Raw genomic sequence first — 24,336 nt, 5'->3', positions numbered from 1 at the left:
TTAACGATCTCCTTTATTTTCTTTTTGGCTTATCTTAACTGTCTCTTCTTGAAACTTTGCCTTGTCTATTTTCGAGCTAACCAGAGCTTTCACAAGCAGGGCGATTACAGCAAGTACGATAATTACAGCAGCAATTAAAACCCAAACATTGATGCTTGTTGAGTCAATAACGTATAGCCAAATATATAAGCTTGTTAATGTGATAAACAATGTCGGAACCGTGAGTAGAATACCGGTTTTAAAATAACTGCCCCATGTAATTTTAATATTCTTACGTGACAAGACGTGTAGCCACAACAGGGTAGCAAGCGATCCGATCGGCGTGATTTTCGGTCCCAAGTCACTGCCGATCACATTGGCATATACGAGCGACTCCCGAATTATGCCTTGCGTCTCTGTTCCTTTAATGGCAAGCGCATCAATCATAACCGTAGGCATATTGTTCATAATCGATGACAATACAGCGGCTAAAAAGCCCATACCTACCGTTGAGACATACAGCCCCTGTTCTGAAACAGCTTCAATGACTTTCCCCAGCTCATCGGTCAGCCCCACATTACGAAGACCGTACACAACGACATACATGCCAATGGAGAAGATAACAACTGCCCACGGAGCCCCTTTAACCAGCTTCCATGTATGAATAGCAGGACTTTTGCGTGCCGCCAGGATAAAGAGGATGGCAACCACACCAGCAATCACAGAAACCGGAACTTTTATAAACTGGCTCACCAGATAGGCAACAAGTAAAACAGCTAAGATGACCCACGAAATTTGGAACAGCTTCTTGTCTTTGATGGCTTCTGCCGGTTTTTTAAGCTGTTTTAAGTCGTAGTTACCTGGAATGCTTTTACGGAAGAAGATAAACAAGACCAAAAGGCTCGCCAATAGTGAAAAGAAGTTCGGAATGATCATCCGGCTGGCATATTCGACAAAACCAATACCAAAATAATCAGCAGACACAATATTAACAAGGTTACTGACGACAAGCGGAAGTGATGTCGTATCCGCTATAAAACCACTTGCCATAATAAAGGGCAAAATCATTTTCTGATCGAACTTGAGCGCTCGCACCATCGCTAGCACAATTGGTGTTAAAATAAGCGCGGCGCCATCATTGGCAAAGAAAGCTGCGACGGCTGCTCCAAGTAGAACGACGTACACGAACATTAGCTTACCTTTACCTCGTGCAAGCCTCGCCATATGCAGCGCTGCCCATTCAAAAAAGCCGATTTCATCTAAAATGAGTGAAATCAAAATAATGGCGACAAAAGCAAGCGTGGCATTCCATACAATCCCTGTAACTGTACCTACATCAGAGAAACTTACGACTCCAAAGATGAGTGCAAGAACAGCTCCTGCGGATGCCGACCAACCGATATTGAGCCCTTTCGGCTGCCAAATCACAAAAGTAAGCGTAAGTAAAAAAATGAAAATGGCTATAACTGTCATACTTCCTCCTGAGGACTGCAGCAGTTGTTATTAAGACAAGCTACTTTGTCTTTCATAGATGGCAAGTGTTCATAAATGCACTGCACATAAGCTTCTGCTGCGGGATTTAACGAATAATATACCCACTGACCTTTTTTCCTTTCATTCAGAAGACCAGCTGATTTTAGTTTTCGCAAATGCTGGCTAGCATTGGGCTGCGACATACCAATAATGTCGGTAATGTCGCAGACACAGAGCTCCTGCTCTTTAAGCAGTGCTACAATTGTCAGCCTCGTTTTATCAGCTAATAACTTATAAGCCTCCGCCATTTCCTGTATCTTTTGTTCCATATGTAGCACCTCCTAGCGTTTGTCTGGTTGAGTCCAATATTTACTGATATAACTATATAATGAATTACTTATATAATCAACGACGAATATATTGGGGAAACCTCCACCAATTACAATGGCGTCATACAGGATGTTCTTTATATTTCTTACCCGCAGCACGAATTAGACTTTGAGGGTTCTGATGCAGAGCAACTTGAAGAAGTTGTTTCTTCCACTTTAACAGGACCACAGCAGCTATCCCCGCCGCCAACACCAATACCGCAAACACCTGTCTCAGGAAGTTCAAGCTCCACTTTACGCGCCGACTCCATATCACCAACCAATGCTGCAACAATGGATCTAACTTGCTCATAGCCGGTTGCCATTAAGAAGGTCGGCGCTCTGCCGTAGCTTTTAGCGCCTACAATATAAAAATCCTTTTCCGGTTGGCGCAGCTCTTGTTCTCCGTGAGGTCTAACTGTACCACAGCTGTGCACATTCGGATCAATTAATGGTGCAAGCTCGTAAACACTTTCCAAGCTTGGATCCGTCATGACCCTAACTTCATGAACAATCGATAAATCAGGTCGGGATCCAGTGTTACCGACAATTTCATCAATCTCATCCATTACATTTTGTTCACCATTAATCGTTCCGACAACCTGAATTTTCCCGCTCTTTGGTACTAGCTTTTCAATATGAAATGGCGTCATCACCTTTACCGCACCGGATTCAATGACTTTCTGGATGCGAATACCGAGTGCCCCTCTTGCAGGCAGCCCATCTAATTCCCGTCCTCCGTAAACTTCGTCAAGATTCGCTTTACGAATTGCCCAGACGATTTCTGTTGCGTATGATTCCTTTTGCAGCTCCGCAAGTTCTAATAAAGTGTTAATCGCAGAATGCCCGCTTCCTACAACAAGAACTTTTTTGCCACTATAACGCTCTTTATCTGTGCCTAATACATTAGGAATGCCATAGTTAATTCGATTTTGAAGGGCTATCTCATCTTGACCATATATGCCATCCGAACGAAGCGGGTTGGGATTAGACCATGTACCAGACGCATCATGGATAACAAATGGGAGCTGCTCGCGTCCTTTTGTTGTCACTTTGCTTAGCCCTTTACGACTGATCCCTGTGACTTTGCTATTCAAATACACATAAGGACTTACTTGGGGCAGCGCCGCTAAAGGTTTTAAGTATTGTTCGACAAGCTCTTTACCTGTCGGAATCTCTGCATTTTCAGGTGCGATCCAGTCAGTTGCAAGCAACAACTCTCTAGCCGCTTTATCGATGTTATACTCCCACGGTGAGAAAAGTCGGACGTATTCCCATTTTCTAATATTCGCTCCGACTTCATCGCCAGCTTCAAATATGATAAATGACTCGCCTTGTGAGATGAGATGTGCCGCCGCTGCTAGCCCTACCGGACCTGCTCCAATAATGGCTACAGGTAGATGACTCTTTTCCTTAGCCGGTGTGTCGCAACAGCTCGTTTGGTTCACAGGAATACTTTTAAACATGTTAGTTCCCCCTCAATATTATTTGCATTTTACAAGTTTTTAGTTAAACAAAAGGGATAAATAATTATCCCAATGGTGTACAACATACTGAAGATTTTGCCATGCTTTCGTTGAGCAGCTTGATAGCGTTAACGACCATATCTCGTTCAAACTCAGACATATGTGAAAATACTTCTTTTAAGTAATCATTCATTTGTGTATCAATAACCGTGGCAATATATTTACCTTGTGTCGTCAAACTTAAAATATAGATCCTACGGTCTTCAGGAAGCGGCGTTTTTTGAACTAGCCCTAGTTTGACCAGGCTTTGTACCTGGCGGCTAAACGTTGTAATATCCATTGCAAGTGCATCTGCCACCTGCTGAATGGATGGATTATGCTTGCGATCAATTTCATAAATAATATGACTTTGAACGAGGGAAATATCCACGCCTCCTGCCGTGCAGCAGTTTTTATCCAAAAGTCCAAAACGACGTGTCATGATTTGAAAGATCTCTCTTAGGTTTTCCATTTGTTTCACCTCTTGATTCATTTATACCTTAATCATTTGCAAATTACAAATATTTTATAAAAGATATAACGGATTGATGATGATGGACTAGGTTATGTACCCAACTCTCATGCTCTTCTCCACCCCAGCTATAACTCACAAAAGCGGTCGGTCGCCGAATATCCAGAGTAACATCCCTTCCTTCAATAATTTTTATATCCCCTATAATTATAGAACAAACATTCGCTTTTAATTACCCAGAATCTTACAAAAAAACGAAGCGGTTTCGTTTTTTGTAAACCTTTTTCAATTAGTGAGAAAAATATGTGCAAAGCTTTTCCAATCTTTGTGATTTTAGATAAAGCTTTTTCAACTGTCTAAATTTCCAAACTTTATTTTCGTTGTTTTTCCAAACCTTTTGAAGGATATATTCCTCCAGTGAAAACTGCGTCGGAAATAATACGAAGCCTTAGCTTAATAACTCTTCGGGTGCAGTGAATCAATCAGCAAGAATGTAGATAAATGGCAGCATACATACCGGCGCAAATGCAGAGAGAATAATCAACTCCTCTCACATTTATGATGCCCCTTTTGTACATAAGCTATATGGTTTTATTCTCATTCTGTAAACGAAAAACGTCCCTTGTTGATTCTATGAAAGATAACATGATGGGTGAAAGCCACTTGTCTTTGTGCCACAACATCTGTGTATAAACCTGTAAGTCCGGAATTAGCCATGGAAGAACAACCAGTTCTCCGCGTTCAACTTCGGATTGTACAACAATTTCAGGAAGAAAACCGATACCGATTCCCGAGATCGCACATTGTTTAATGGCTTCAGCACTTTGAAACTCTAGATACGTGATGCTATCAATGCCCTCTTTCTCAAATGACCGGTCAAACATCGTTCGATATGGACAACCCTTTTCATTGGTCAGGAACACTTCTTCATGAAAATCTTCCAACTGCAGCATATTTCGCTTAGCAAGTGGGTGATCTGGAGCTGCTAACAAACGGAAATTTTCTTCTACAAGTGATTCCACGACAAGGCCGCTTGAGCGAATAGGTTCGTCTAGCATATAAACGATATCCGTGGTTCCCTCAAATAACGTTTGCTTGAGCACTTGATTAGGAACTGAGCGAAAGATTAGGCGAACTCCCGGATGTTGCGAACGGAACCGTTGGAAGACAGGAGGAAGCCGATAGGAGCAGATAACCTCATTCGCACTTATCGTTAGGGTACCACTTAGTTTTTCATTGTCATGGACAACACTGCGAGCTTCGTCCAATTTTTCGAGTACGCCTTGGGCATGCGTTAAAAAGCGTTTGCCCGCAGTTGTAAGAGCGAGTTGCTTGCCCAACCGATCAAAGAGGCGAACACCCAACTCATCTTCCAATGCTTTAATTTGCATCGTACGTTGGAAGGAACGTAGCTCAGCACTTCTGCTGCCCTCGTGAAATTTAATGTTGCTGCAACCGTGCAAAATGTATTCAGTTGGCGCAATTCCATCCGATGCTCTCCTTTAATCTTTCAATTTTATTGAATGCTATCTTGAATTATATTCACTTTTATTGAGAGTACCACGGCTTTATACTAAGCACAAGAGATCACACTGAACATGTGGTTTTTCATTTTGAAGGGAGCGACCATACGATGGATTATGAAATTTTTAAATTGGGTGATGTCATTTTACAATCAGGAGTGATGTTACCAAACGCTTTTATCGCTTATAAAACTTTTGGAAAATTAAATGAACAGAAAGATAATGTTATTGTCTATCCTACGGCTTTTGGAGATCAGCATGTTCAAAATGAATGGTTAATTGGCGACGGGATGGCGCTGGACCCAGAGAAATACTTTATTATTGTTCCAAACTTGCTGGGCAATGGACTCTCTTCCTCTCCCAGTAACACGCCTCATCCATTCGATCGAGCTAACTTTCCACAGGTAACCATCTATGACAATGTTCAATTACAGCACCAGCTGCTGACCGAGAAATTCGGTATCCAAAAGATTGCTCTCGTCGTAGGGTGGTCCATGGGCGGCATTCAAGCATTTCAATGGGGCGCAAGTTACCCAGAGATGGTCGAACGAATTGCACCTTTCGGAGGAATCGCCAAACCATGGCCTCACACCTATGTGGTGCTGGAAGGTGTAAAAGCTTCACTGCTATCTGCAGTCGGTTTCGACTCAAGTAAACTAAATCAATTAACTTCTGCAGATATGCGCGCCGTTGGCCGGGTCTATGCGGGATGGGGATTATCCCATGCGTTTTATAGAGAGGAACTTTATCATGAGATGGGTTTTGAATCATTGGAGGATTTTGTAGCTGGTGTCTGGGAAAATAGCTTTATGAATATGGATCCGCATAATGTTCTGTCCATGCTATGGACAGGCCAGCATGCAGATATTAGTGACAACCCCTCCTATAACGGAGATTTTGATAAAGCGCTTAAGAGCATAAAGGCTCTTGCCTGCATCATGCCAGGGAGCACAGACCTCTTCTGCACAGCGGAAGATAATGAATATGAAGCGGAGCGTATTCCTAATGCTACCTTTAACCCAATACAATCGCTTTGGGGTCATTTTGCCGGTCGTGGAATCAACAGTACCGATAATCAATTTATTGATGATAATCTAAAACACTTGTTGTCACTTAGCACAAAAAAATAGATCGTAACTTGCATTGGCTGTCTATCAGGCATAGAAAGATTCCCTTTTTATATCCCCTTTAATTATAGAACGAACATTCGCTTTCAGTCACCCAGAATCTCACAAAAAAAACGAAGCGGTATTTAACGCTTCGTTTTTTGTAAACCTTTTTCAATTAGTGAGAAAAATATGTGCAAAGCTTTTCCAATCTTTGTGATTTTAGATAAAGCTTTTTCAACTGTTTAATCGGAATTAATCCTTTTCAAACTTTGTCAAAACAGCCAATCTTAGAACCCATTAAAATTTCAGTGGTTTGCAAATTATTATTACGCTGAAATCAACAAACCCAATTGTGGCGCGGGTTTAACTAGTCTAAATTCCCAAACCTTTTGAAGGATTACATTAGCTCCCACACACGCCTCTATCATCTCTTAAAGTCCATCACTGCAGCTTCCTTACGAGCACTTACTGTAACCGCAGTTTCCGCAGGTTTTACAGCCTTCGATATTGATCAGCGTTGCGGATCCGCAGGACGGGCAAAGATCTCGCGAAGCTTGTGGATCATCGTAGCGGTGATCATGTCCGCCGCCGTGATCTACGGTTTCTGGTGCCAATGTTGCAGCAACCGGTGCCGGGTTGTGATCTTCCTCGTAGCCTGACTGCACATGGGTTTCAAGCGCCTTCGCCACAGCATCTGCGATGGATTCGACACGGTTGGCGCCAAAGCCGATCGCGCCGGAACCTCCGATACCCTTCAGATGCTTGATCAGCAGCTCGACCTTCTGACCATGATCTCCGTAACGCAAGAACAGGGAACATACACGCCCCAAGGCTTCCGCCATCGCAAACACATCAGAACCGGCTTTGCCCACGTTCAGAAAAATCTCACTTGGAATACCGTCCAAATCATTGATTGTGATATATGCCATGCCAAATGGCGTATTAATCTTGTATGTTGCCCCGCGCAGCACTTGTGGGCGGCGCTTATACTGCTTGTCAACGACTTTTGTACCGGACTCATTCAGAACAGCCGGCAGTGTTTTAGCGGCTGCAGGCTCCGCATATTCTGCTTCTTTCGTGCTGGCCGCTTCATTTAGGGCTGCCTCCGGCTGCTTGTCTTCCTTCTTCTCTGTTTGCAGCACCTGCACATCGCGGCTTCCGTCACGATAAATGGTTACGCCTTTGCAGCCAAGATCGAAAGCCAACTCATAGAGACGCCCTGTTTCTTCGACGGTGAAATCTGCCGGGCAGTTCGCAGTCTTGGAGATGGAGCTGTCTACCCAGCGCTGGATTGCTGCTTGAGCGCGAATATGATCCTCGGCGGACAAATCCATTGCGGTTACATAGTAATCCGGCAGTTCTTCGCCAGGATGGGCGTCCAGCCAGTCCTGGGCAATCGGCACGAACTGCTCGTCAAAGCCCAGGCGGCTCTGGCGGAAGTATTTGAAGGCAAAATATGGCTCGATACCTGTTGATGTGCCTACCATGGTTCCCGTGCTGCCCGTTGGCGCCTGAGTAATAACCGTAACGTTGCGCATGCCGGTTTCCCGAACGGCTGCTTCTACCTCAGGGTACACTTCGGTCATATTTTTCATAAAGCCGCTTTGGAGATACAGCTCCGCGTCGAACGCCGGGAAGGAACCCTTCTCCCCTGCAATTTCAGCCGATGCCAAATAGGCTTCACGGGCGATAAATCCATACAGCTTATCCAGAAATTCCATGGATTCCGGACTGCCGTAACGGATATTCAGCTTGATCATCAGCTCAGCCAGACCCATGGTGCCAAGGCCAACGCGGCGCTCTTTCTTTTGGTTCTCTTCATTTTCTTCAAAATGATACGGCGTCTTGCTAATGACATTATCCAGGAAACGCACGGAATAACGCGTTGTCAGTGCCAGATCGTCCCAAGCCACATCATGCTTTTCTTCATTGTAGAACTTGGAGAGATTCATGGCGGACAGGTTGCAGACACCCCATGCAGGCAATCCTTGCTCACCACATGGATTCGTGCAGATGATCGGATTGAAGTACCAGCTGTTGGACATCTGGTTGTAATATTCCATGAATACGACACCCGGTTCTGCGGATTTCCAAGCCGATTCAATAATCGTATGCCAAATTTCACGCGCCTTGACGGTGCGGTAATGAATTACACTGCGACCTTCCTTCTTCCATTTGTCGAGGTCGCAGTCCCATACTTCGTTGTAATCCGGCTCTGTTGTATCCGGGAAGACCAAATCCCAGTCGAGATCCTCTTTGACTGCCTTCATAAAATCATTGCTCACGCAAACGGACAAGTTTGCATTGGTGACCTGTCCCATCGTCTGCTTGACGGTGATGAAATCCAGTACATCCGGGTGCCAATCATTGATCATCAGCATCAACGCGCCTCTGCGGCTTCCGCCCTGCTCAATGAGTCCAGTCGTGTAGCTGAACAAGCCTCCCCAGGATACTGAGCCGCTGGAGGAACCGTTAACACCCTTCACTACCGCTCTGCGCGGACGCAAAGAAGACAGGTTAATGCCAACGCCCCCACCGCGCGCCATAATTTCTGTCATCTCGGACAGTGTGGACATGATCCCGCCGCGGCTGTCTTTTGGCGAAGGAATGACGTAACAGTTGAACAGTGTCAGTTCCTCGCTCGCGCCTGCGCCCGCGGCAATACGGCCGCCCGGAACCAGCTTCCAGTCGTCCAGAATGTAACGGAATTTTTCCTGCCATCCTTCTTGAAGCTCTGGGGTTTCCTCCACGGAAGCCATCGCTCCCGCCAAACGGTCCCACATCTCTTCCGGTGTTTTCTCTATATTTATAGTCAATTTATCCACATGAGATTCGACCAGCTCACCCCGACGGGTTTTGACAGTCACGATGCTGCCTTCACGGTTCACGATCTCGCCGACTTCCTTGGTAGGAAACTTCGGATCGTCCTTGGTCAGCACGAGAACAACGTCCCCAACCTTCGCATGGCTGGTATCCGGGTCCTTCCAGGCATAGCGGTCCAAAAAGATTTTTTCACTCAATCCCTCAAGCTTTTGTTTTTGCCGAATCATACCCAAATGAAACAACCTCCCATAAAATAATTGGTATTATTTCATACACTAAATATAAGCCATTTAATCGATTTTTCGATCACCACGTACAATATATTGTGTTCGCTACTCATTATACTATACCACATATTGTAACACTACAAAGCTGCCCTGAAATTTAAGGCATGTAAGCTCTTCAATAACGGACAACCTCATTTTTTCTCCATCAATCTCACTTTTTTGACACCCGATCTTTGAAAATATTCATGAAAAATCTTTCCTGTTCTTACGGTTACCATTCCTTTCAGCCCTGTTATGAACTCTTTCGTTTACGTGCATACTACACATACGTATGTATACGAAAATGAAGGAGGTACGGGCATGAATACTTCCCAAATCAGCGGGAGCGGACAGTCTCAGGACCTTCCGGTTCCCTTGCACATCGACCGCAGCTGGCTTGAGCAGCTGAATAATCGCCTAGAAAAAGGCGGCCCCTGGGGAGACTGGCGGCTCGCACAGCTGGCGATACAGGGAGAAGAAGCGCGTCTGGTGACCAGCTTTGATGAGCTGCAATGCCTGAAACATTTGCAGGGTCTGTCCCCGCTTCCCCATCAACTGGATACAGCTCACAAGGTGCTGTTCGAAATGTCCGGCAGAGCTATTTTGGCCGATGAGGTTGGTCTTGGTAAAACAATAGAAGCAGGAATGATTTTAAAAGAATATATGATCCGCGGACTTGTGTCCAAAGTACTGATCCTCGTCCCGGCATCTCTGGTATTGCAGTGGGTGCGGGAGCTAAGCAGCAAATTCGGCATCCCAGCCGTAGCTCAGAAAAAGGCGTATACCTGGCATTCCGATGTCGTGGTAGCTTCCATAGATACGGCCAAACGCGATCCTCACAAGGAATTTCTGCTGAAGCAGGAATATGACATGCTGATCATCGACGAGGCCCATAAGCTGAAGAACAAGAAAACGACAAACTATCAGTTCATTCAGAAGCTTCGCAAAAAATACTGTCTTCTGCTGACAGCCACTCCGGTGCAAAACGATATGAGTGAGCTGTTCAATCTCATTACTTTACTGAAGCCCGGACAGCTTGGCCGCCAAGGCGACTTCGCTACCAATTTCGTGGTCGGAAAACGCCAGCCCAAGAATCAGGATCAGCTCAAAGACGAGCTCGCCAAGGTTATGATCCGCAATCGCCGGGGCGAGGGACCCGTTCATTTTACCAAGCGGAATGTGAGTAATGTCAGCCTACAGCTTTCGCCAGAAGAACAAGCTTTATATGACGGTGTGACCGCTTTTGTCAAAGACCAGTATAAGGCTTCCGGGGGGAATCTGAGCAGCATGCTGTCGCTCGTGACCCTGCAGCGTGAGGTATGCAGCAGCCGTGACGCCGTGTTCCTCACCCTTGTGAACCTATCGAAAAAAATTCCGGATGAGTCGCCGCTCACGGCCAAGGTATGGGAGCTGGTGACCGCCATTAAAGCCATTAAAGCGAATACCAAGGCCGAGAAAACGATTGAGCTGATCAAGCAGATGAATGAAAAGGTCATTGTATTCACCGAATACCGGGCCACTCAGGAATACCTGCTTCAGTATTTTCAGACACATGGCCTGATCTGTGTTCCATATCGCGGCGGTATGAACCGGGGCAAAAAAGACTGGATGATGGACCTTTTCAGAGGACGCGCCCAGGTTATGATTGCGACCGAGGCAGGCGGCGAGGGAATCAATCTTCAATTCTGTCACCATATGATCAACTTCGACCTGCCATGGAATCCCATGCGCGTGGAACAGCGAATTGGACGTGTTCACCGTCTCGGTCAACAGAAGGATGTGCAAATTTACAACCTCTCTACTTCCGGAACAATCGAAGAACATATCCTGCATTTGCTCCATGAAAAAATCAATATGTTCGAAATGGTCATAGGCGGTCTTGATGTCATTCTTGAGCGTTTCGAAAAACAGGAATCCCTGGAAAAAAGCCTGTATAAGCTATTCTTGGAATCTGATTCCAATGATGAAATCCGGCAGAAGGTGAGTACACTCGGCCAAACACTGGATCAGATCAAGCGCCAGGTCGATTACGAATCCGAGACAGTTAGGGAGGAAGAAGCTTAGCATGAGTATGTCACCGCAGCACGTTCAAGAGCACATGATGACTTATCTTGAAAGTACAGAATGCCAGATTATTGAAAAGTCGCCGTTCCATGTGACAGTCAAGCTGTCGCCGCAGGCAGACAAGCAGCTGACCAACCGGCCTTATTACTGGGGATTTGTCGAAAGAACCGGCGTAGAACCGGAGACTCTTTCTTTCACCTTCGTCTTTGACCCCGAGCAATACGACAAAAACGAACAGACACACACCGATCCGCAATCGCAGCCTCAGCAGGACGGTATTCTATCACGTTACTTCGGTACGGCGCCCATGGTGCCGCGAATCGGTCCGGGACGAATCCAGCGCGAGGATGTGACTTACGGCAGCAGCAGGCTTCAGCAAATCTGGAACGCCGCCCGGCAGGACGGCTCCGCTCTTTATCTCTTCGAGCAGCCCGCTGCTCTGCAGCGTGAAACGCTATTCTCTGCCGCCTATGAGCCATGGCTCGGGGTATGCTTCAAGGCGGAAATGGCCTGTGATGTGAAAAAGGAAGAGCTTCATTTTGTCGGAATATCGCTAGTCTCGGGCAGAATCGTCTCCCATTTTCCTGAACGGTTAAAAGGCCTGACCATGAGCCCCCGTCTTCCCGAGAACATCCATATACAGCCGGCGTCGATATCACTATCTCAGGCTGCTGGCTCGCTGGAATCCTACATGACCCGGTTGCTTGCAGAAATGGATTATGGTTGGGCTGAGCAAGCCAGAGAACGCCTGAGTGAGGAGCTTGCTGTGATCGACATCTATTATGAGGACCTGCTTAAAGAGCCGGATGAGGAAAAACTGGTAGGGATCCGTGAGCAATACGGCAATAGGCGCAGTGAAACGACATGGCAATACGAGCCCAAGGTACATTTGTCCGCCATAACCTGCGGTCTGTTTCACCTGCGGTCTGCCCGCTAGATGCTATTAGACCTTCCTCGCTAAAAGAAGGCAAAAATAGAACCCCATAATCATACGGCTGCACGACAGCTTGCAACAGCCTTTTCAGGGCTTGTCCCCTACAATTAACATTAACTTTGAAACACAAGAAAGGTGAAATGAATGAATATTCTCTCCTTCACCACGAAAACCGCCGTAGTCCTCCTCCTTGCAGAGTGCCTTCTATCGAATGGCATGGGTACAGCGGAAGCAGCGGGCAAAGTCACATCAACCAAGCAAAGTGTCTCTATAAATACAGCATCTGCTCTGAAAAATATGGTCTTCGGTCAAAAGAAGGCTGCCGTCCCTTCCTCACTGCAAAGCTTTACGAAGGATGTGGTCAATGAACTGTCTGGACAAGATTCATTTGGCAAGTGGAAAAATGCGAGTATCTCTTATGACCCTCTGGGCCCGGGCACACACAGCTGGCTGGCTACGGTAAGCCAAAACGGCAAACCCATCGGTTATCTGATTTTGACTTCGACTGATGATGGGAACTATATACTGAGCGAGTACGGCCGGGATGAATCCATGCCGTATAACTCTCAGGCCCTTTATAATCGTTTGAAGCAGCTTGGCATCCTGACCGCAGGTTCCAGTCTTCCGGCTGGCACAAATATCGATGCGCAGTATTCTACACTGCTGCCGGTATGGAGAATCTCAGTGCCGGGCAAAAAAGCGGTCTATATTCATGGAATAACCGCTGAGGAGCTGCCTGTCGAAACAGCCTCTGCTTCGGATATGGGAAGCGGCGGCTTAACTCCCCATCCTGGAATTCACCTCACAAGCACAATCCTGCCTGAACAGCAGCGGGACAGCGATCCATACGACAACCTATTATGGCTCAAATCGCCTAAGCTCTCATTGAAGGGAACGACTGACTTGATGCAGGCTGTCAAATCAGAGCAAAGCAGTCTTGTGTTTACCTCCCCTGGCCATAATGCAAATTATGGAGCGCCTTTTGCCATTACCGGTCTCCATTCTTGGTCGATAGCAGAAAATAAAGAAATTGTGCTCTATGCTGCATCAGGAGCGGCCGGCACCCGTTATTTACCGGCTTCCGCACTACTTTCGCATGGCGAGTTTCGCAGTATGAACTTATCTCATATGTGACAAAAGAAAAAAGGCGCCAAGGCCGGTTGAATCCGGTCATGGCGTCTTTTTGATTTGTCCTATATTTTCTTTTTCTTTCCAGGTTGCCGCTTCATCAATGTCAATCCTAACGGTATCATACCAAACCATTTTTCACCCCAAGGCTCTCTCGGCTTGGTATGGCGAAGCCGCTCTTCCTTAGGTGTCTCGATGAATGTCACGACTCGTTCGGTAATGTATTTTACAAGTTCATCTCCGCTGGCCATTGTGCATCCCCCCGAAGTTTTGATGCTTATAGCTTGTGCAAATCCGCAGCTTTTTAAACGAACCGAACTTTGGACGTATTCTCTATTCCCCTGGGGATGCTTCATTTTTAGTTCCGGTAAATGCATTTATTTCCGATTTCTGCACATTATAATGCTGTACTAGAGTTTTTTGGAAATCCACATCTTTGAACACGAACTTTAATTCATGAAAGGATGGCCTTTACGTATGAATAAGCTTCTGCAGCTGACCATCTCCGCCCTTATTGCGGCATCTCTTGTCCTAACCTTTCCTATACAGGCCATGGCGAAATCCGGCCCGTCCGAGGAGGTTAAAGAACATCCTGCATTCCCTCGGGATGTCATCATTGTTGATGCAGGTCATGGCGGTATTGATGGAGGAACCTCGTTTCAGAACATTCTGGAAAAAGATATCAATCTCGCGATCGCGCAAAAGGTATTCATGCTGCTGCGCAGTCAGGGTTATCATGCTGTATTAAACCGGACAGGCGATTATGCCCTCAGCGATGATAATCACTGGTTAAACAGCCGATCCAGACATCAACGTGATTTGGCCCAGAGGAAGGAGCTCAGCCAGCAGATCCCTACGCTGGTTGTCGTGAGTCTGCATGTAAACTGGGGACGAAATACATCGAAGCGCGGCGGACTTGTCCTCTTTCAGGATGAAGGTCGCAGCGTCCTGCTTGCTTCAGCCATTCAGCAGCAGCTGGATCAGCTTTACGGGAATAAAGGGTCCATCAAACACGGAAGACCCTTTTACTTGCTTAACCAGGTAGCCGATCCAGCAGTCATTGTCGAAACCGGTTTTCTGAGCAATGCCGAGGATCGCAATATGTTGACAGACCGGAGAGAACAACTGAAGATTGCCAAGGCCATTGCAAATGGAATCAGTTATTATTTGACGGTAATATAGGAGAAGGCTGCCAGCCCCAGATATCCCGCACCAGGTCACTGATGCCCACAAAGGTCACACGGCCCTGCATGCTGGCGGCACTGCTTCTCAGTACCTCGGCCGTTTTTTTGCCTTGGGTTCCAACATGCCCGATGGTCACGCAGTTATCATGCTCTTTGGCAAAGTCCTCCACTGCCTTCATCTGCTTGCTGATATGACTGGCGGTATGGAAATCATCAAGGAAAATATGATTGGCAACCGGCGGCATTCCCATATTTACAGCAAGTTTGCCTACAATCGAGTGGTAGTTCGTTTTACTGTCAACAAAAAAGAGACCTCTCTCCCTGCATACTTTAAGCACGATGGACATGATCCGTTCGTCGCCTGTAATTTTCGATCCCATGTGGTTATTCATGCCAATGGCATATGGAACGTTATCGATGGCATCCTCAACCTTTCTGCGTACCTCATCATCGCTCATATTGGCTGTGATTGCTCCTGGACCCAGCCATTTGGGATTGCCCTGCTTGGGTTCCATCGGCATATGAACAATAACATCATAGCCTTTCTTGTGGGCAAGCTCTGCATCACTGCGAGTTGTTGGCAGAAAAGGCATAATCGCTACAGTGAGCTTAATAGGCATAGAGAGCATCTCTTCCGTCCCGCCTTGTCCATTTCCAAAGTCATCAATAATAACAGCGATCCTCTTTTCCTTCTTCACAGGGTTTTGTTGGCTTGGCGAGTTCTGTTCTTCCCCTGAGGGTATTCCCATGTTCAAACTGTACTTATCTGATTCGGAAAGTTCGGCAAATGCCGGAGATACCGATGCGGTTGTGAGGAACAGTGCCAGTCCTGCCGCCTTTATACAGACGCGCCATTCGTATATATTCCGTGATTTCAAGCGCCTTCTTCCTCCTTCTTGTTGCAACCTTTATCGTTTACCTCATTGTTTGAGAAAGCAGAAGTAAATATGTATTCACATGAAAAAAGACGTTTTGGACTTGATGTCCAAAACGTCTTTTTATAGGATGCGGTCGAGAGGACTCGAACCTCCACGGGGGTTAGCCCACACGGACCTGAACCGTGCGCGTCTGCCAATTCCGCCACGACCGCATATGTATTATGTCGCTTTGTCGTTACAAACTCTTTCGCGGCGACAAGATATATCTTATCACGCCAATAAAATATAGTCAACACTTTTCCTCAAAAAAATTATTAGTGGATAATTTGGGAGAAAAATACCAATCAAAAAAGTATTGATTAAAATGCATTATAACGGGTAAAATAAGAACACAAGTTCGTATAAGGCGGTGATTTCATTGACTGCTCCAGGCATAACATGTGAAGAATTGTCGCTAATCAAAAGCTTCCTGCTCCTGCAGTTCATTCATAAAGTATTTGAGCGGGACCTACGAATTATGAAGGAAAGCGGTGTGTTTAAAACTCCGGAGCTGTACATGGAAGTACTCGCTGGGGGTGACCGTCAAACCTTGATGCTTCTGACCGAGGTCAAGCGTGAATTTAAAAACCGCAGAATCCGAGTATATCAAGTCGCACAGAATGAGCGTGGAATCGAGGCCGAATATGTATGCAGAGGATATACAGGAGAAATGAATATTTTATGGCCCGCTTTCCGCAGTGAGATGTTCGCCAGAATGAAGGCTTATTTAGGCCTGCAGCCTTCTTCTATGCCAATTGGTTATGCGCCTGAACCTCTTTCCACATTCACCATTTCTCCTACGTAAAGATTGTCAGCGCTCAAAAAAAGCCGCCTAACCATCAAGCGAGGCCTGATTGGACAAAGCGGCTGTTCGAGCTTTACATTGATTGAATTGTATTGAAAAGGCGGGCTTTGGAGCGTGCTTCATTAAGCTTCAGGATTCGAGCGGGGCTCGTCCACTGGCTCATAGATGTAGCTGCGGTCAAGCTTAACCACTTTCCGGTTACGGCGGCGGATCATCACCTGCTCTTCGTTCCAGGCGACCACAATACCTTTAACATCATTGTCTTCCATGTTATCGCGAACCACCCTAACCATCTCTCCGGAAAGTCGGTACTGGTTTAACTGCTCATCGGTAATCATCATCCCAATCTCCTTTCCTTTACTCACAAAAAAAGACCTAAATGGGCTCATTTAGGTCATATCTTTTGCAGCAGGTTCCTGCCTGAATTATTATCTAAACGGCAAATTAACGTTGTGCATGTTCTCTGCTGTCATTTTTCTCAAACCAAAAATCGAGAACGGTCGAAGACATCACCCGTTTTTCTACATACTCCACTTGATGAGGGTTAAACAATTCCTTCCAGGAAAAGTCAAGCTCATCACACATACGCACGATGGTCAGCAGCTCTGACCAGGCGACATAGCGTTTGTACCAGAAAAATTGAGGATGCTCCATAATATAGGGATAAAGATCATCAAACTCCGTATGTTTACAATCCAAAGCGCGTTCAAAATGATCCTTAGCTGCAGCCAGTTTATCGACAAAATACTGCTCGGTTACCGGTTCTTTCCCCATTGTACTGCCTCCCCTCTTCGTGATCTCAAGTATATTATAAGCGAAAATAACGCTACTTGAAAGGAATTGTTTATATTTGGACGATTAGTCGGCAAAGGTTATCGCGCCGTTATCCAGCGACTCGATCCGTACCAGCGATTCAAGCCGGATGCCTTGATCACGGATGGCACGTGCACCAGCCTGGAAGCATTTTTCCACAACGATGCCAAGTCCAACCAGTTCCGCACCTGAACGGCCGATGATCTTCACGAGTCCTCTCGCTGCATCTCCGTTGGCGATAATATCGTCGATAAACAATACTTTATCCTGTTCTTGGATATATTTACGCGAAAGCATAATATCGGTGACTATTCCTTTGGTAAAGGACGGAACACGCTCACATAAGGCATCTGGATCAGCCAGCAGCGTTTTTTTGCGGCGGGCGAACACCAAGGGCACACCCAGTACCAGCGCCGTGGCAAAGGCGACCGCAATGCCGGAGGATTCTACCGTAATCACCCGGGTAACGCCCATCCCTGCAAAACGGGCGGCAAATTCACGGCCCATCTCCATGGTCAGCTCAGGATCGACCTGATGATTCAGCAGCCCGTCCAGATTCAGCACCTGCTCCGACATGACGGAGCTCTCTTCAATAATTCTTTGCTTTAATTTATCCATATCCATCAACCCCCAAGACAGCACTTCTACTTTTTTTCGTAAAAATAACATAACCCTTGTTCACATATCAAGAATTAATAACACAATCACGAATGTTTTTAATCAACGTTTTTTCCACCAGACAATGCCAACACTTGCAAGTACGATCAATGCAATGATAAAGATACCAATCCGCAAGGTTGATCGCTCCATCATGACAGCAATCTCATTCCAGTGGTACCCGACAGCATGACCAATCAACAAGAAAGTTGTGCAGAACAGCAATGCACCTGATGCTGCATAAAGCAGGTAACGACCAAACGGCACTTTAGAAATCCCTGCCATGTAGGAGGACAAGTGACGAAGTCCTGGAACAAAATAACCAAGTACAATACTCCAGGAACCGTAGCGCTTAAACCAAGCTTCCGTGGACTGAAGGCGGGACGGTGTCATTCGAATCCATTTGCCGTAACGGTCCAGGAGCGGTTTCCCTAGTTTCCGGCCCAGTGTGTAGCTGATCATCATACCTGTCATACTGCCTAAAAATGTGACCGTAAGCGCTCCTGCAAAATGGAAATGTCCCTGCGCAATCATTCCGCCGAAGGTTGCAATCAACGTCTCATCCGGAACAGGAATTCCCAATATCCCTAAAGCCAGCAGCACAAACAGTGCGATGTAACCGTATTGTGTCAGGTAAACCATAATTTCTGTCAAGCGTTATACCTCTCTTTTCTCTTGCGGTTGTGCAGTTTGTCTTTTCCATCCGAGGTCTAACCGTTTTTTGGACATGTAGAGTCATGTCCTTCCTGTCACCATCATAACCTGTACTAAGCGAAGTACACAATAGCGCCGCTTTAAAGCAGGGAGGAACATATGAAAAACGGAATACGTATCTTTCAAATCGCTTTTACATACATCGGTACCATCGTCGGAGCCGGGTTTGCCACCGGACAGGAAATCATCCAATTTTTCACCCAATACGGCAAATGGGGTGCCCTGACCATTATGGTCGCTACGGCCCTGTTTATCTGGCTAGGAACGAAAATGATGCTCATGTCGCAGCGAATTTCAGCCCGATCCTATGAAGATTTGAATAAACATCTCTTCGGACAAAAAGCAGGCGCTGTCATTAGTCTCATCATGTTGGTTGTGCTGATCGGAGTGAACAGTGTTATGCTCGCCGGTGCGGGCTCGGTATTTATGGAGCATCTCAACATGCATTATCAGACAGGACTTCTATTAACGATCATTGGAACCTATCTGCTGCTGAAGCGCGGTATTCATGCCATCATGCAAATCAACAGTATCGTTGTGCCTATGATGTTAACCCTTTCTGTTGTTGTGGTTATGAATACGATCAAGCTCCCCACGGCAGATCGCTTCCTCAGCCTGTCTACAGATCATAATATGATTGCAGTCTGGTTTTCTCCCATTGTCTATACCGCCTTTAACCTGGTGATGGCTCAAGCAGTGCTAGTGCCCCTGGGAAGTAAGACGGAAAGCAAAACGGCAGTAAAATGGGGCGGCATTGTGGGAGGCATCGGCGTCGGGCTAATGCTGCTGTCTGCTCACATCGCGATCTCTGCGCATATGCCGGGCATCCGTCAGTATGAAATTCCTATGGGAAGCATAGCATCCCATCTCGGTGCAGTCGTCCAAACCATTTATGTGGTACTTATTTTCATGGAAATATTCAGTACATTTGTGGCCGATATATATGGAGTCACACTTCAGCTGCAGCAGCATATCAAGTTATCACCGAGGATCATTTCAGTGATTGTCATGTTCATTTGCTTTATGCTCAGTCAATTCGGATTCAGCTCACTTTTGTCCATTCTCTATCCGGTGTTCGGTTGTCTGAGTATCATCTGGGCTGTAAAACTGATGCTTAAATCCGAATGATCTCAGCCTGTGGAATTCTACTCTGAATATGATCCACGAGGTATCGATGGCAGGTGAGCATAATGATTTGCCGGTCTGCCGCCAGCCTGCCTGTCAGGTTCAATGCGGCACACATGCGATCCTCATCAAAATTGACAAATAGATCATCAAACAGCATGGGCACCACAGCTTTGCTTTTCATGCTCCCGGCCAAAGCGAACCGCATGGCGAGATAAAGCTGTTCTGCCGTTCCGCGGCTTAGCAGCGAGCTGTCGATCAACCCTTCATCACGATGCTCTGCCAGCAGCTTCTTCTCACCCATTTTCATGATAATCCGGTTGTAGCTTCCCCCGGTAAGCTCCTGAAAATAGGTTGAAGCCAGCTTCAGTACCTGAGGCTGTTTTTCCTTTTCGTATATACTGCGGGTTCTTGTAATCATCTCAGCGCATATCGAAAGTACCGCATACTCTGCAGCAATTTCTTTCAGCGACGCCTTTTGCTCCTCCAACTGCTGCAGCGCCGTGTCATGCGAACACAATCGCACCAGTTGATCTCTTTCCTGCAGAAGCCTGCCTTGCTGCAGCTGCAGATCATTCCACTGCTTCTTCGCCTTCTCCGATTCTTCCTCAGTTTCCCGGCATGCTTTATCCAGCGCAGCAGCGTCTTGATGATTCAGAATGTCCAGTAATGCTTGCACGCGCTCAGCAGACCATCCGCTGAACATGCTTACTTCCAGATGCCGGATGCTGCGGTTCAGTTCCTGTACGCGTTCTGAAACGGCCCCCAAACGCAAAAACGCTTCGCTGTCAGCAGCCTGTCCTTCATCAAGCAGAGACTGTACAGCCTTGGCAATCTGATTCATTTCCCTGCTCAGCTTGAAAATCTCTTCTTTAACCGGCTCCAGCTTCGAATGGATTGCTTCCTTTTCGCGAAGAAGCTGCTGCTGCTCTGCCCAAGCTGCTTTTCTATTTTCCAGCTGTGACAGGATACGGATACCACGCATTTCCTGATCCACAGCCAATATCATACGGCATTCCTTCTCAAACGCTTCGATTTCCTGATCCAGTATCTGCTGTTTGTGTTCAAGCCCATCCAAGCGCCGGATCAGTTCCATCCCCTGTTCTGCGAAGCCAAACATATCCATTACCGTCTCGGGCGAGGTGCCTGCCTCGAGCCTGCGCTCTGTCAGCCAGAACTGCCACTCCGTATCAAGCTGTTCAAAAATGCCCTGCTCCCCATCCATTTTCCGGGTTACAGCTGACACTTCATGCTGCAGTGTTTCGACCCGCTGCCTTGCTCCCGCTACCTCGGATTTAGAACGTTCCAGCTCGTCCTGCCACAACAGCCATGCCTCAACCAGTTTCCGCAGCTCACGCAGCGAAGACTCCATGTCTTGCTCGGAGAAAGAGTAGCCGCGCTGACCTGATGCAGCCGCTGATGCCGTAAGCGGATCGGAGATCAAGGAAGACATCAGACTGGATAAACGATCTTCCTCATCGGCAGGATCATGTATAAAGCGTTCCTTCTGTCTCCGGGAACGGCTATTAACAGATGAAGCCGAGCTTCCGCGCCATAACATCACATCCACGAAGATGAAGATCAAGAATGCGGACAAGGCCCCCCAGGTAGACTGCAGCAACCATAGGATGGCTGGAAGTATCACTGTAACAGCAGCACTTCCCCAGAGGAGCTTCCGGTACAGATCCTTCATCCGTCCGCTGACCACAGCATCACGCTCTTCCAGACCCTTAAGCGAAAGTCTGTCCAGCCTGGTCTCACGCCACCGCTCCGCTTCCGATTGAAGTTCATTCCAGACAGACAGCAGCTCAGACTTGGTTTGCGGGATGATCATACCGAAACGTCTGATACCTGTGTCCTTACGCTCTTTAAAAGCTGCTTCTGTCCTTCTAAGCTCATATTCAGCCGATTCCAGCTGCCTGCTCTTCTGCTCCCTCTCAAACGCCAGCCCTTCCATGCGGCGGTCATATCCTGCAAAGCCGGCAGCATAACGCCGAACCGCTTCTCTTTCTGAGACCGCTCCGGAAAATGCCCTCAGCTCGGATCTTGTCCATCCGGAATGGATCTGCTGGAGGAGCTGCTGAAGCTGCTGTCCCACGGCTGCCTTCTCACCGGAAAACTCCTGAAGCTCTTTCATCCTCATTTCCACATACTCATGCCGGTTTGCCAGCCTCTCAAGATGTGGTCCCTGACGTATGAGCTGCTCATCTATCTGTATCAGGTCCAATTGCTTATTCCATTCATCCGAGGCACGCTCAAGCTCCTGCAGTCGAAGAAGTATCCGGTCCTGCTCATCCCGCAGCCTCTCCCAGCGCTGGATACCTTCTCCGGGAAACGATATCCTGTCTGGAAGTCCGCCACGTTCAGCGGATGCTTCTTTCCATTCAAGCCATTGCGGACGTATCTGCAGCGCCTTATGCAGCACAACTAACTGACTGGATAAGGCAGTTCTGTTCTGATCCGTTTCGGAAATTCTGTGCTTTATCTCTTGAAGCTTGGATTCAGCATCCATAAATTTTGAAAGATAAGATCGGCTCTCCGATATTTCACGCTGCAGCTGCTCCATCGCATGCAGTACCTTGGCACTTTCCTGTACACGTCCACGTGGCTTGTACAGCTTATCCATGTCCTGAATGAGCTTTCGTTCGGCGCGCATGATTTCTCCTCCACCACCAAAACCCGCGTGGAAAAGATAACTGCCCATTTCCTCGGATTGCAGCGTCCGGATTTCCTGCAGCTCCGTCAAAGTAACCGCAAACAGCTGCTTAAACATATCCCTCGACAGGCCGCCCAGAAGCTCTCTTTCCAAATCATTTTGAGTCATATGTACGGCAGTTCCTTGCATATCCGTTTTTACAATGGACAACTGCTCGCTGCGTCCGGCTCCTGCTCGCTGCTCTGAAGCGGTATATCTTGTGATGGTCCATTTGGAGCCGTCAGCTGCCCTCGCAGTCAGCACACCGCCGTGGCGGCCGCCTCCGGGTGGTTCGTACCGTTCAGACGGATAAGCCCGGCTCGGTATGCCATAGAGCATCGCCCTTACAAACTGAAGGATGGTGCTTTTCCCGGCTTCATTCGGACCAGCCAAAACGGTTATGGGGGCATTGAACTGTATTTCCTGCTCCTTAATCCGGCCGAAGCCATGAATTTGCAGGCGCTCAATCTTCATCCGTACTTTCGCCTCCCCCTTCTCCAGCCAATAACAGCACAGCCATTTCTTCGGCACGATGCAGCCATCCAGCGCATTCTTCATCATCCGTTTCATTGAGGAGCATCCGCAGCTCACGATTTGCCATCAGGGGATTCAGTGCACTCCGGAGCACTTCAGCTCGGGTAGTCATGTCTCCTCTCGCCTGCTGTCCATATCGCAGCAGCTCACCGAGAAAGCTGTCTTCTTTCAGCAAGGCCTCACGATCAATCCATGGACCTGAACGGACATCAAAGCTTTCCACCCAGACAAGACCAGCCAATCCACTTGGCTCCGAAGCCGCTCGGATCGCTCTGCGGTGAAGCTCATGCAGCAGTTCCACTGCGATCCTTCCTTCTTCCAGCTTCTCATGCAGGCTGCCCCGCCCGGTAAGAACGAATCTGACGATGCTCATTTTGCCGGGACATTCACGGCGGATTTCCTGCATTCTTTCCTCCACCTGCGTTTGAAATGCTTCTTCGCCTTCCATGCCATCGATAGGAACCGTTTCATGAAACCAACGAATCGTATCCAGGTCATGAAACCTCATGTTCACGTCCCCATCTTCAGCTACCTGTACCACATAACATCCCTTCACTCCGGTCTCGCGGATGCTTCGACCCTGAATATTGCCCGGATAGACGATATGGGGAAGCTCATGCAATATCTGCCTTTTGTGGATATGTCCAAGTGCCCAGTAATCATAGCCGCTTGCAATCAAATCCTGATGGGTGCACGGAGAATAGGTTTCATGGGCAGGGTCGCCGTCAATATTCGCATGAAGAAGCGCAATATGGAACAAGGAATTATCCTTGTCCCTCTTAAATCGCAATGATGTGTTTTCAATGACTTTTGCTGTCGGGTATGAAATGCCGCCGATAACAGCTGCCGCTCTTTGATCCTGCCTCCGGTATGCGGTCACCCGCTCAAACTCAGGACCAAAAACATGCACATGCTCCCTTTTTCCGGTTTTCATGCGTGGACTGTCCAGCGGATCATGATTCCCATGAATCACATACACGCCAATACCGTGCTTACCCAGCCGTTCCAGCGCTTCATAAAAACGCAGCTGCGCCTGCAGCGACGAATCCTGTGCATCGTATACATCCCCGCTGATTACCATAAAGTCCACCTCCTCCGAAACAGCCAGCTCAACCAGCCGGTCAAGAGAAGTAAAAGTGGATTCGCGTAAAAAAGAGCGGATACCATCCGACAAGCCGCTGATCCCCTTGAACTGGCTGTCTAGATGGAGATCCGCTGTATGAATGAACTTAAAGGAAACCATTCAAT

General features: G+C 47.3%; 20 protein-coding genes, 1 tRNA gene and 1 pseudogene. 7 read left to right on the top strand and 15 right to left on the bottom strand.

Annotated elements, in window-relative coordinates; genetic code table 11:
• From E6W40_RS04735 to E6W40_RS04715, 5 genes and pseudogenes are all read right to left on the bottom strand, one after another.
• Positions 1 to 1,452, bottom strand: a complete 1,452-nt coding sequence (locus E6W40_RS04735) for an arsenic transporter (protein ID WP_136604425.1) — start codon at positions 1,450 to 1,452, stop codon at positions 1 to 3.
• Complete coding sequence (locus E6W40_RS04730) at positions 1,449 to 1,781, bottom strand: ArsR/SmtB family transcription factor (protein WP_136604424.1); 333 nt, start codon at positions 1,779 to 1,781, stop codon at positions 1,449 to 1,451. Before E6W40_RS04730 ends, E6W40_RS04735 begins: the two co-directional genes overlap by 4 nt.
• 146 nt (positions 1,782 to 1,927) lie before the next feature.
• Positions 1,928 to 3,286: an NAD(P)-binding domain-containing protein gene (locus E6W40_RS04725; protein WP_136604423.1), complete on the bottom strand. Its 1,359-nt coding sequence runs from the start codon at positions 3,284 to 3,286 to the stop codon at positions 1,928 to 1,930.
• Between the two features lie 64 nt (positions 3,287 to 3,350).
• Positions 3,351 to 3,797 carry a MarR family winged helix-turn-helix transcriptional regulator gene (locus E6W40_RS04720; RefSeq protein WP_136604422.1) on the bottom strand — a complete coding sequence of 149 codons (447 nt, stop codon included), beginning with the start codon at positions 3,795 to 3,797 and terminating at the stop codon, positions 3,351 to 3,353.
• A gap of 581 nt (positions 3,798 to 4,378) precedes the next feature.
• A pseudogene (locus E6W40_RS04715) lies at positions 4,379 to 5,286 on the bottom strand (LysR family transcriptional regulator).
• Between the two features lie 144 nt (positions 5,287 to 5,430).
• Between E6W40_RS04715 and E6W40_RS04710 the strand changes: the two are divergent.
• Entirely contained in the window at positions 5,431 to 6,450 is a 1,020-nt protein-coding gene (locus E6W40_RS04710) for an alpha/beta fold hydrolase (RefSeq protein WP_136604421.1), read from the top strand.
• 434 nt (positions 6,451 to 6,884) lie between these two features.
• On the opposite strand, the gene E6W40_RS04705 is transcribed toward E6W40_RS04710, so the two are convergent.
• Positions 6,885 to 9,479 carry an adenosylcobalamin-dependent ribonucleoside-diphosphate reductase gene (locus E6W40_RS04705; RefSeq protein WP_136606831.1) on the bottom strand — a complete coding sequence of 865 codons (2,595 nt, stop codon included), beginning with the start codon at positions 9,477 to 9,479 and terminating at the stop codon, positions 6,885 to 6,887.
• A gap of 360 nt (positions 9,480 to 9,839) precedes the next feature.
• On the opposite strand from E6W40_RS04705, the gene E6W40_RS04700 reads away from it, so the two are divergent.
• The 3 genes from E6W40_RS04700 (at position 9,840) to E6W40_RS04690 (ending at position 13,650) form a co-directional block, all read left to right on the top strand.
• Entirely contained in the window at positions 9,840 to 11,582 is a 1,743-nt protein-coding gene (locus tag E6W40_RS04700) for a DEAD/DEAH box helicase (RefSeq protein WP_246072874.1), read from the top strand.
• A gap of 1 nt (position 11,583) precedes the next feature.
• The gene (locus E6W40_RS04695; protein WP_136604419.1) at positions 11,584 to 12,519 is read left to right on the top strand and encodes a YqhG family protein; all 936 of its coding nucleotides are present in this window, start codon (positions 11,584 to 11,586) and stop codon (positions 12,517 to 12,519) included.
• 141 nt (positions 12,520 to 12,660) lie between these two features.
• Complete coding sequence (locus E6W40_RS04690; protein ID WP_136604418.1) at positions 12,661 to 13,650, top strand: hypothetical protein; 990 nt, start codon at positions 12,661 to 12,663, stop codon at positions 13,648 to 13,650.
• Between the two features lie 59 nt (positions 13,651 to 13,709).
• Here E6W40_RS04690 and E6W40_RS04685 read toward each other — a convergent pair whose 3' ends face one another.
• The gene (locus E6W40_RS04685) at positions 13,710 to 13,895 is read right to left on the bottom strand and encodes a YqzE family protein (protein ID WP_136604417.1); all 186 of its coding nucleotides are present in this window, start codon (positions 13,893 to 13,895) and stop codon (positions 13,710 to 13,712) included.
• Positions 13,896 to 14,121: 226 nt separating this feature from the next.
• On the opposite strand from E6W40_RS04685, the gene E6W40_RS04680 reads away from it, so the two are divergent.
• Complete coding sequence (locus E6W40_RS04680) at positions 14,122 to 14,826, top strand: N-acetylmuramoyl-L-alanine amidase (RefSeq protein WP_136604416.1); 705 nt, start codon at positions 14,122 to 14,124, stop codon at positions 14,824 to 14,826.
• On the opposite strand, the gene E6W40_RS04675 is transcribed toward E6W40_RS04680, so the two are convergent.
• Both E6W40_RS04675 and E6W40_RS04670 read right to left on the bottom strand, forming a co-directional pair.
• Entirely contained in the window at positions 14,801 to 15,577 is a 777-nt protein-coding gene (locus tag E6W40_RS04675; RefSeq protein ID WP_136606830.1) for a divergent polysaccharide deacetylase family protein, read from the bottom strand. The two genes, E6W40_RS04680 and E6W40_RS04675, sit on opposite strands and share 26 nt — an antisense overlap.
• Before the next feature lie 257 nt (positions 15,578 to 15,834).
• Positions 15,835 to 15,918, bottom strand: a tRNA-Leu gene (locus tag E6W40_RS04670).
• A gap of 197 nt (positions 15,919 to 16,115) precedes the next feature.
• On the opposite strand from E6W40_RS04670, the gene E6W40_RS04665 reads away from it, so the two are divergent.
• The gene (locus E6W40_RS04665; protein ID WP_425464908.1) at positions 16,116 to 16,550 is read left to right on the top strand and encodes a YhjD family protein; all 435 of its coding nucleotides are present in this window, start codon (positions 16,116 to 16,118) and stop codon (positions 16,548 to 16,550) included.
• A gap of 122 nt (positions 16,551 to 16,672) precedes the next feature.
• Here E6W40_RS04665 and E6W40_RS04660 read toward each other — a convergent pair whose 3' ends face one another.
• The 4 genes from E6W40_RS04660 to E6W40_RS04645 form a co-directional block, all read right to left on the bottom strand.
• Entirely contained in the window at positions 16,673 to 16,888 is a 216-nt protein-coding gene (locus tag E6W40_RS04660; protein ID WP_136604415.1) for a hypothetical protein, read from the bottom strand.
• 106 nt (positions 16,889 to 16,994) lie between these two features.
• A complete protein-coding gene (locus E6W40_RS04655; protein WP_136604414.1) occupies positions 16,995 to 17,324 on the bottom strand; it encodes a hypothetical protein in 330 nt (109 codons plus the stop codon).
• Between the two features lie 84 nt (positions 17,325 to 17,408).
• A complete protein-coding gene (locus tag E6W40_RS04650) occupies positions 17,409 to 17,981 on the bottom strand; it encodes a xanthine phosphoribosyltransferase (RefSeq protein ID WP_136604413.1) in 573 nt (190 codons plus the stop codon).
• 102 nt (positions 17,982 to 18,083) lie between these two features.
• A complete protein-coding gene (locus E6W40_RS04645) occupies positions 18,084 to 18,674 on the bottom strand; it encodes a DedA family protein (RefSeq protein WP_136604412.1) in 591 nt (196 codons plus the stop codon).
• A gap of 159 nt (positions 18,675 to 18,833) precedes the next feature.
• On the opposite strand from E6W40_RS04645, the gene E6W40_RS04640 reads away from it, so the two are divergent.
• Positions 18,834 to 19,862: a YkvI family membrane protein gene (locus E6W40_RS04640; protein WP_136604411.1), complete on the top strand. Its 1,029-nt coding sequence runs from the start codon at positions 18,834 to 18,836 to the stop codon at positions 19,860 to 19,862.
• Here E6W40_RS04640 and E6W40_RS04635 read toward each other — a convergent pair.
• Entirely contained in the window at positions 19,849 to 23,124 is a 3,276-nt protein-coding gene (locus E6W40_RS04635) for an AAA family ATPase (RefSeq protein WP_136604410.1), read from the bottom strand. The two genes, E6W40_RS04640 and E6W40_RS04635, sit on opposite strands and share 14 nt — an antisense overlap.
• The gene (locus E6W40_RS04630) at positions 23,018 to 24,331 is read right to left on the bottom strand and encodes a metallophosphoesterase family protein (RefSeq protein ID WP_136604409.1); all 1,314 of its coding nucleotides are present in this window, start codon (positions 24,329 to 24,331) and stop codon (positions 23,018 to 23,020) included. The genes E6W40_RS04635 and E6W40_RS04630 overlap by 107 nt, the downstream gene beginning before the upstream one ends.
• Positions 24,332 to 24,336 lie beyond the last annotated feature (5 nt).

The organism is Paenibacillus dokdonensis, assembly GCF_004916975.1.
In the GTDB taxonomy this organism is placed as follows: domain Bacteria; phylum Bacillota; class Bacilli; order Paenibacillales; family Paenibacillaceae; genus Paenibacillus_AQ; species Paenibacillus_AQ dokdonensis.
Note: the sequence above shows the minus strand (reverse complement) of the source record. Positions and strands in the feature narration are given on the sequence as shown.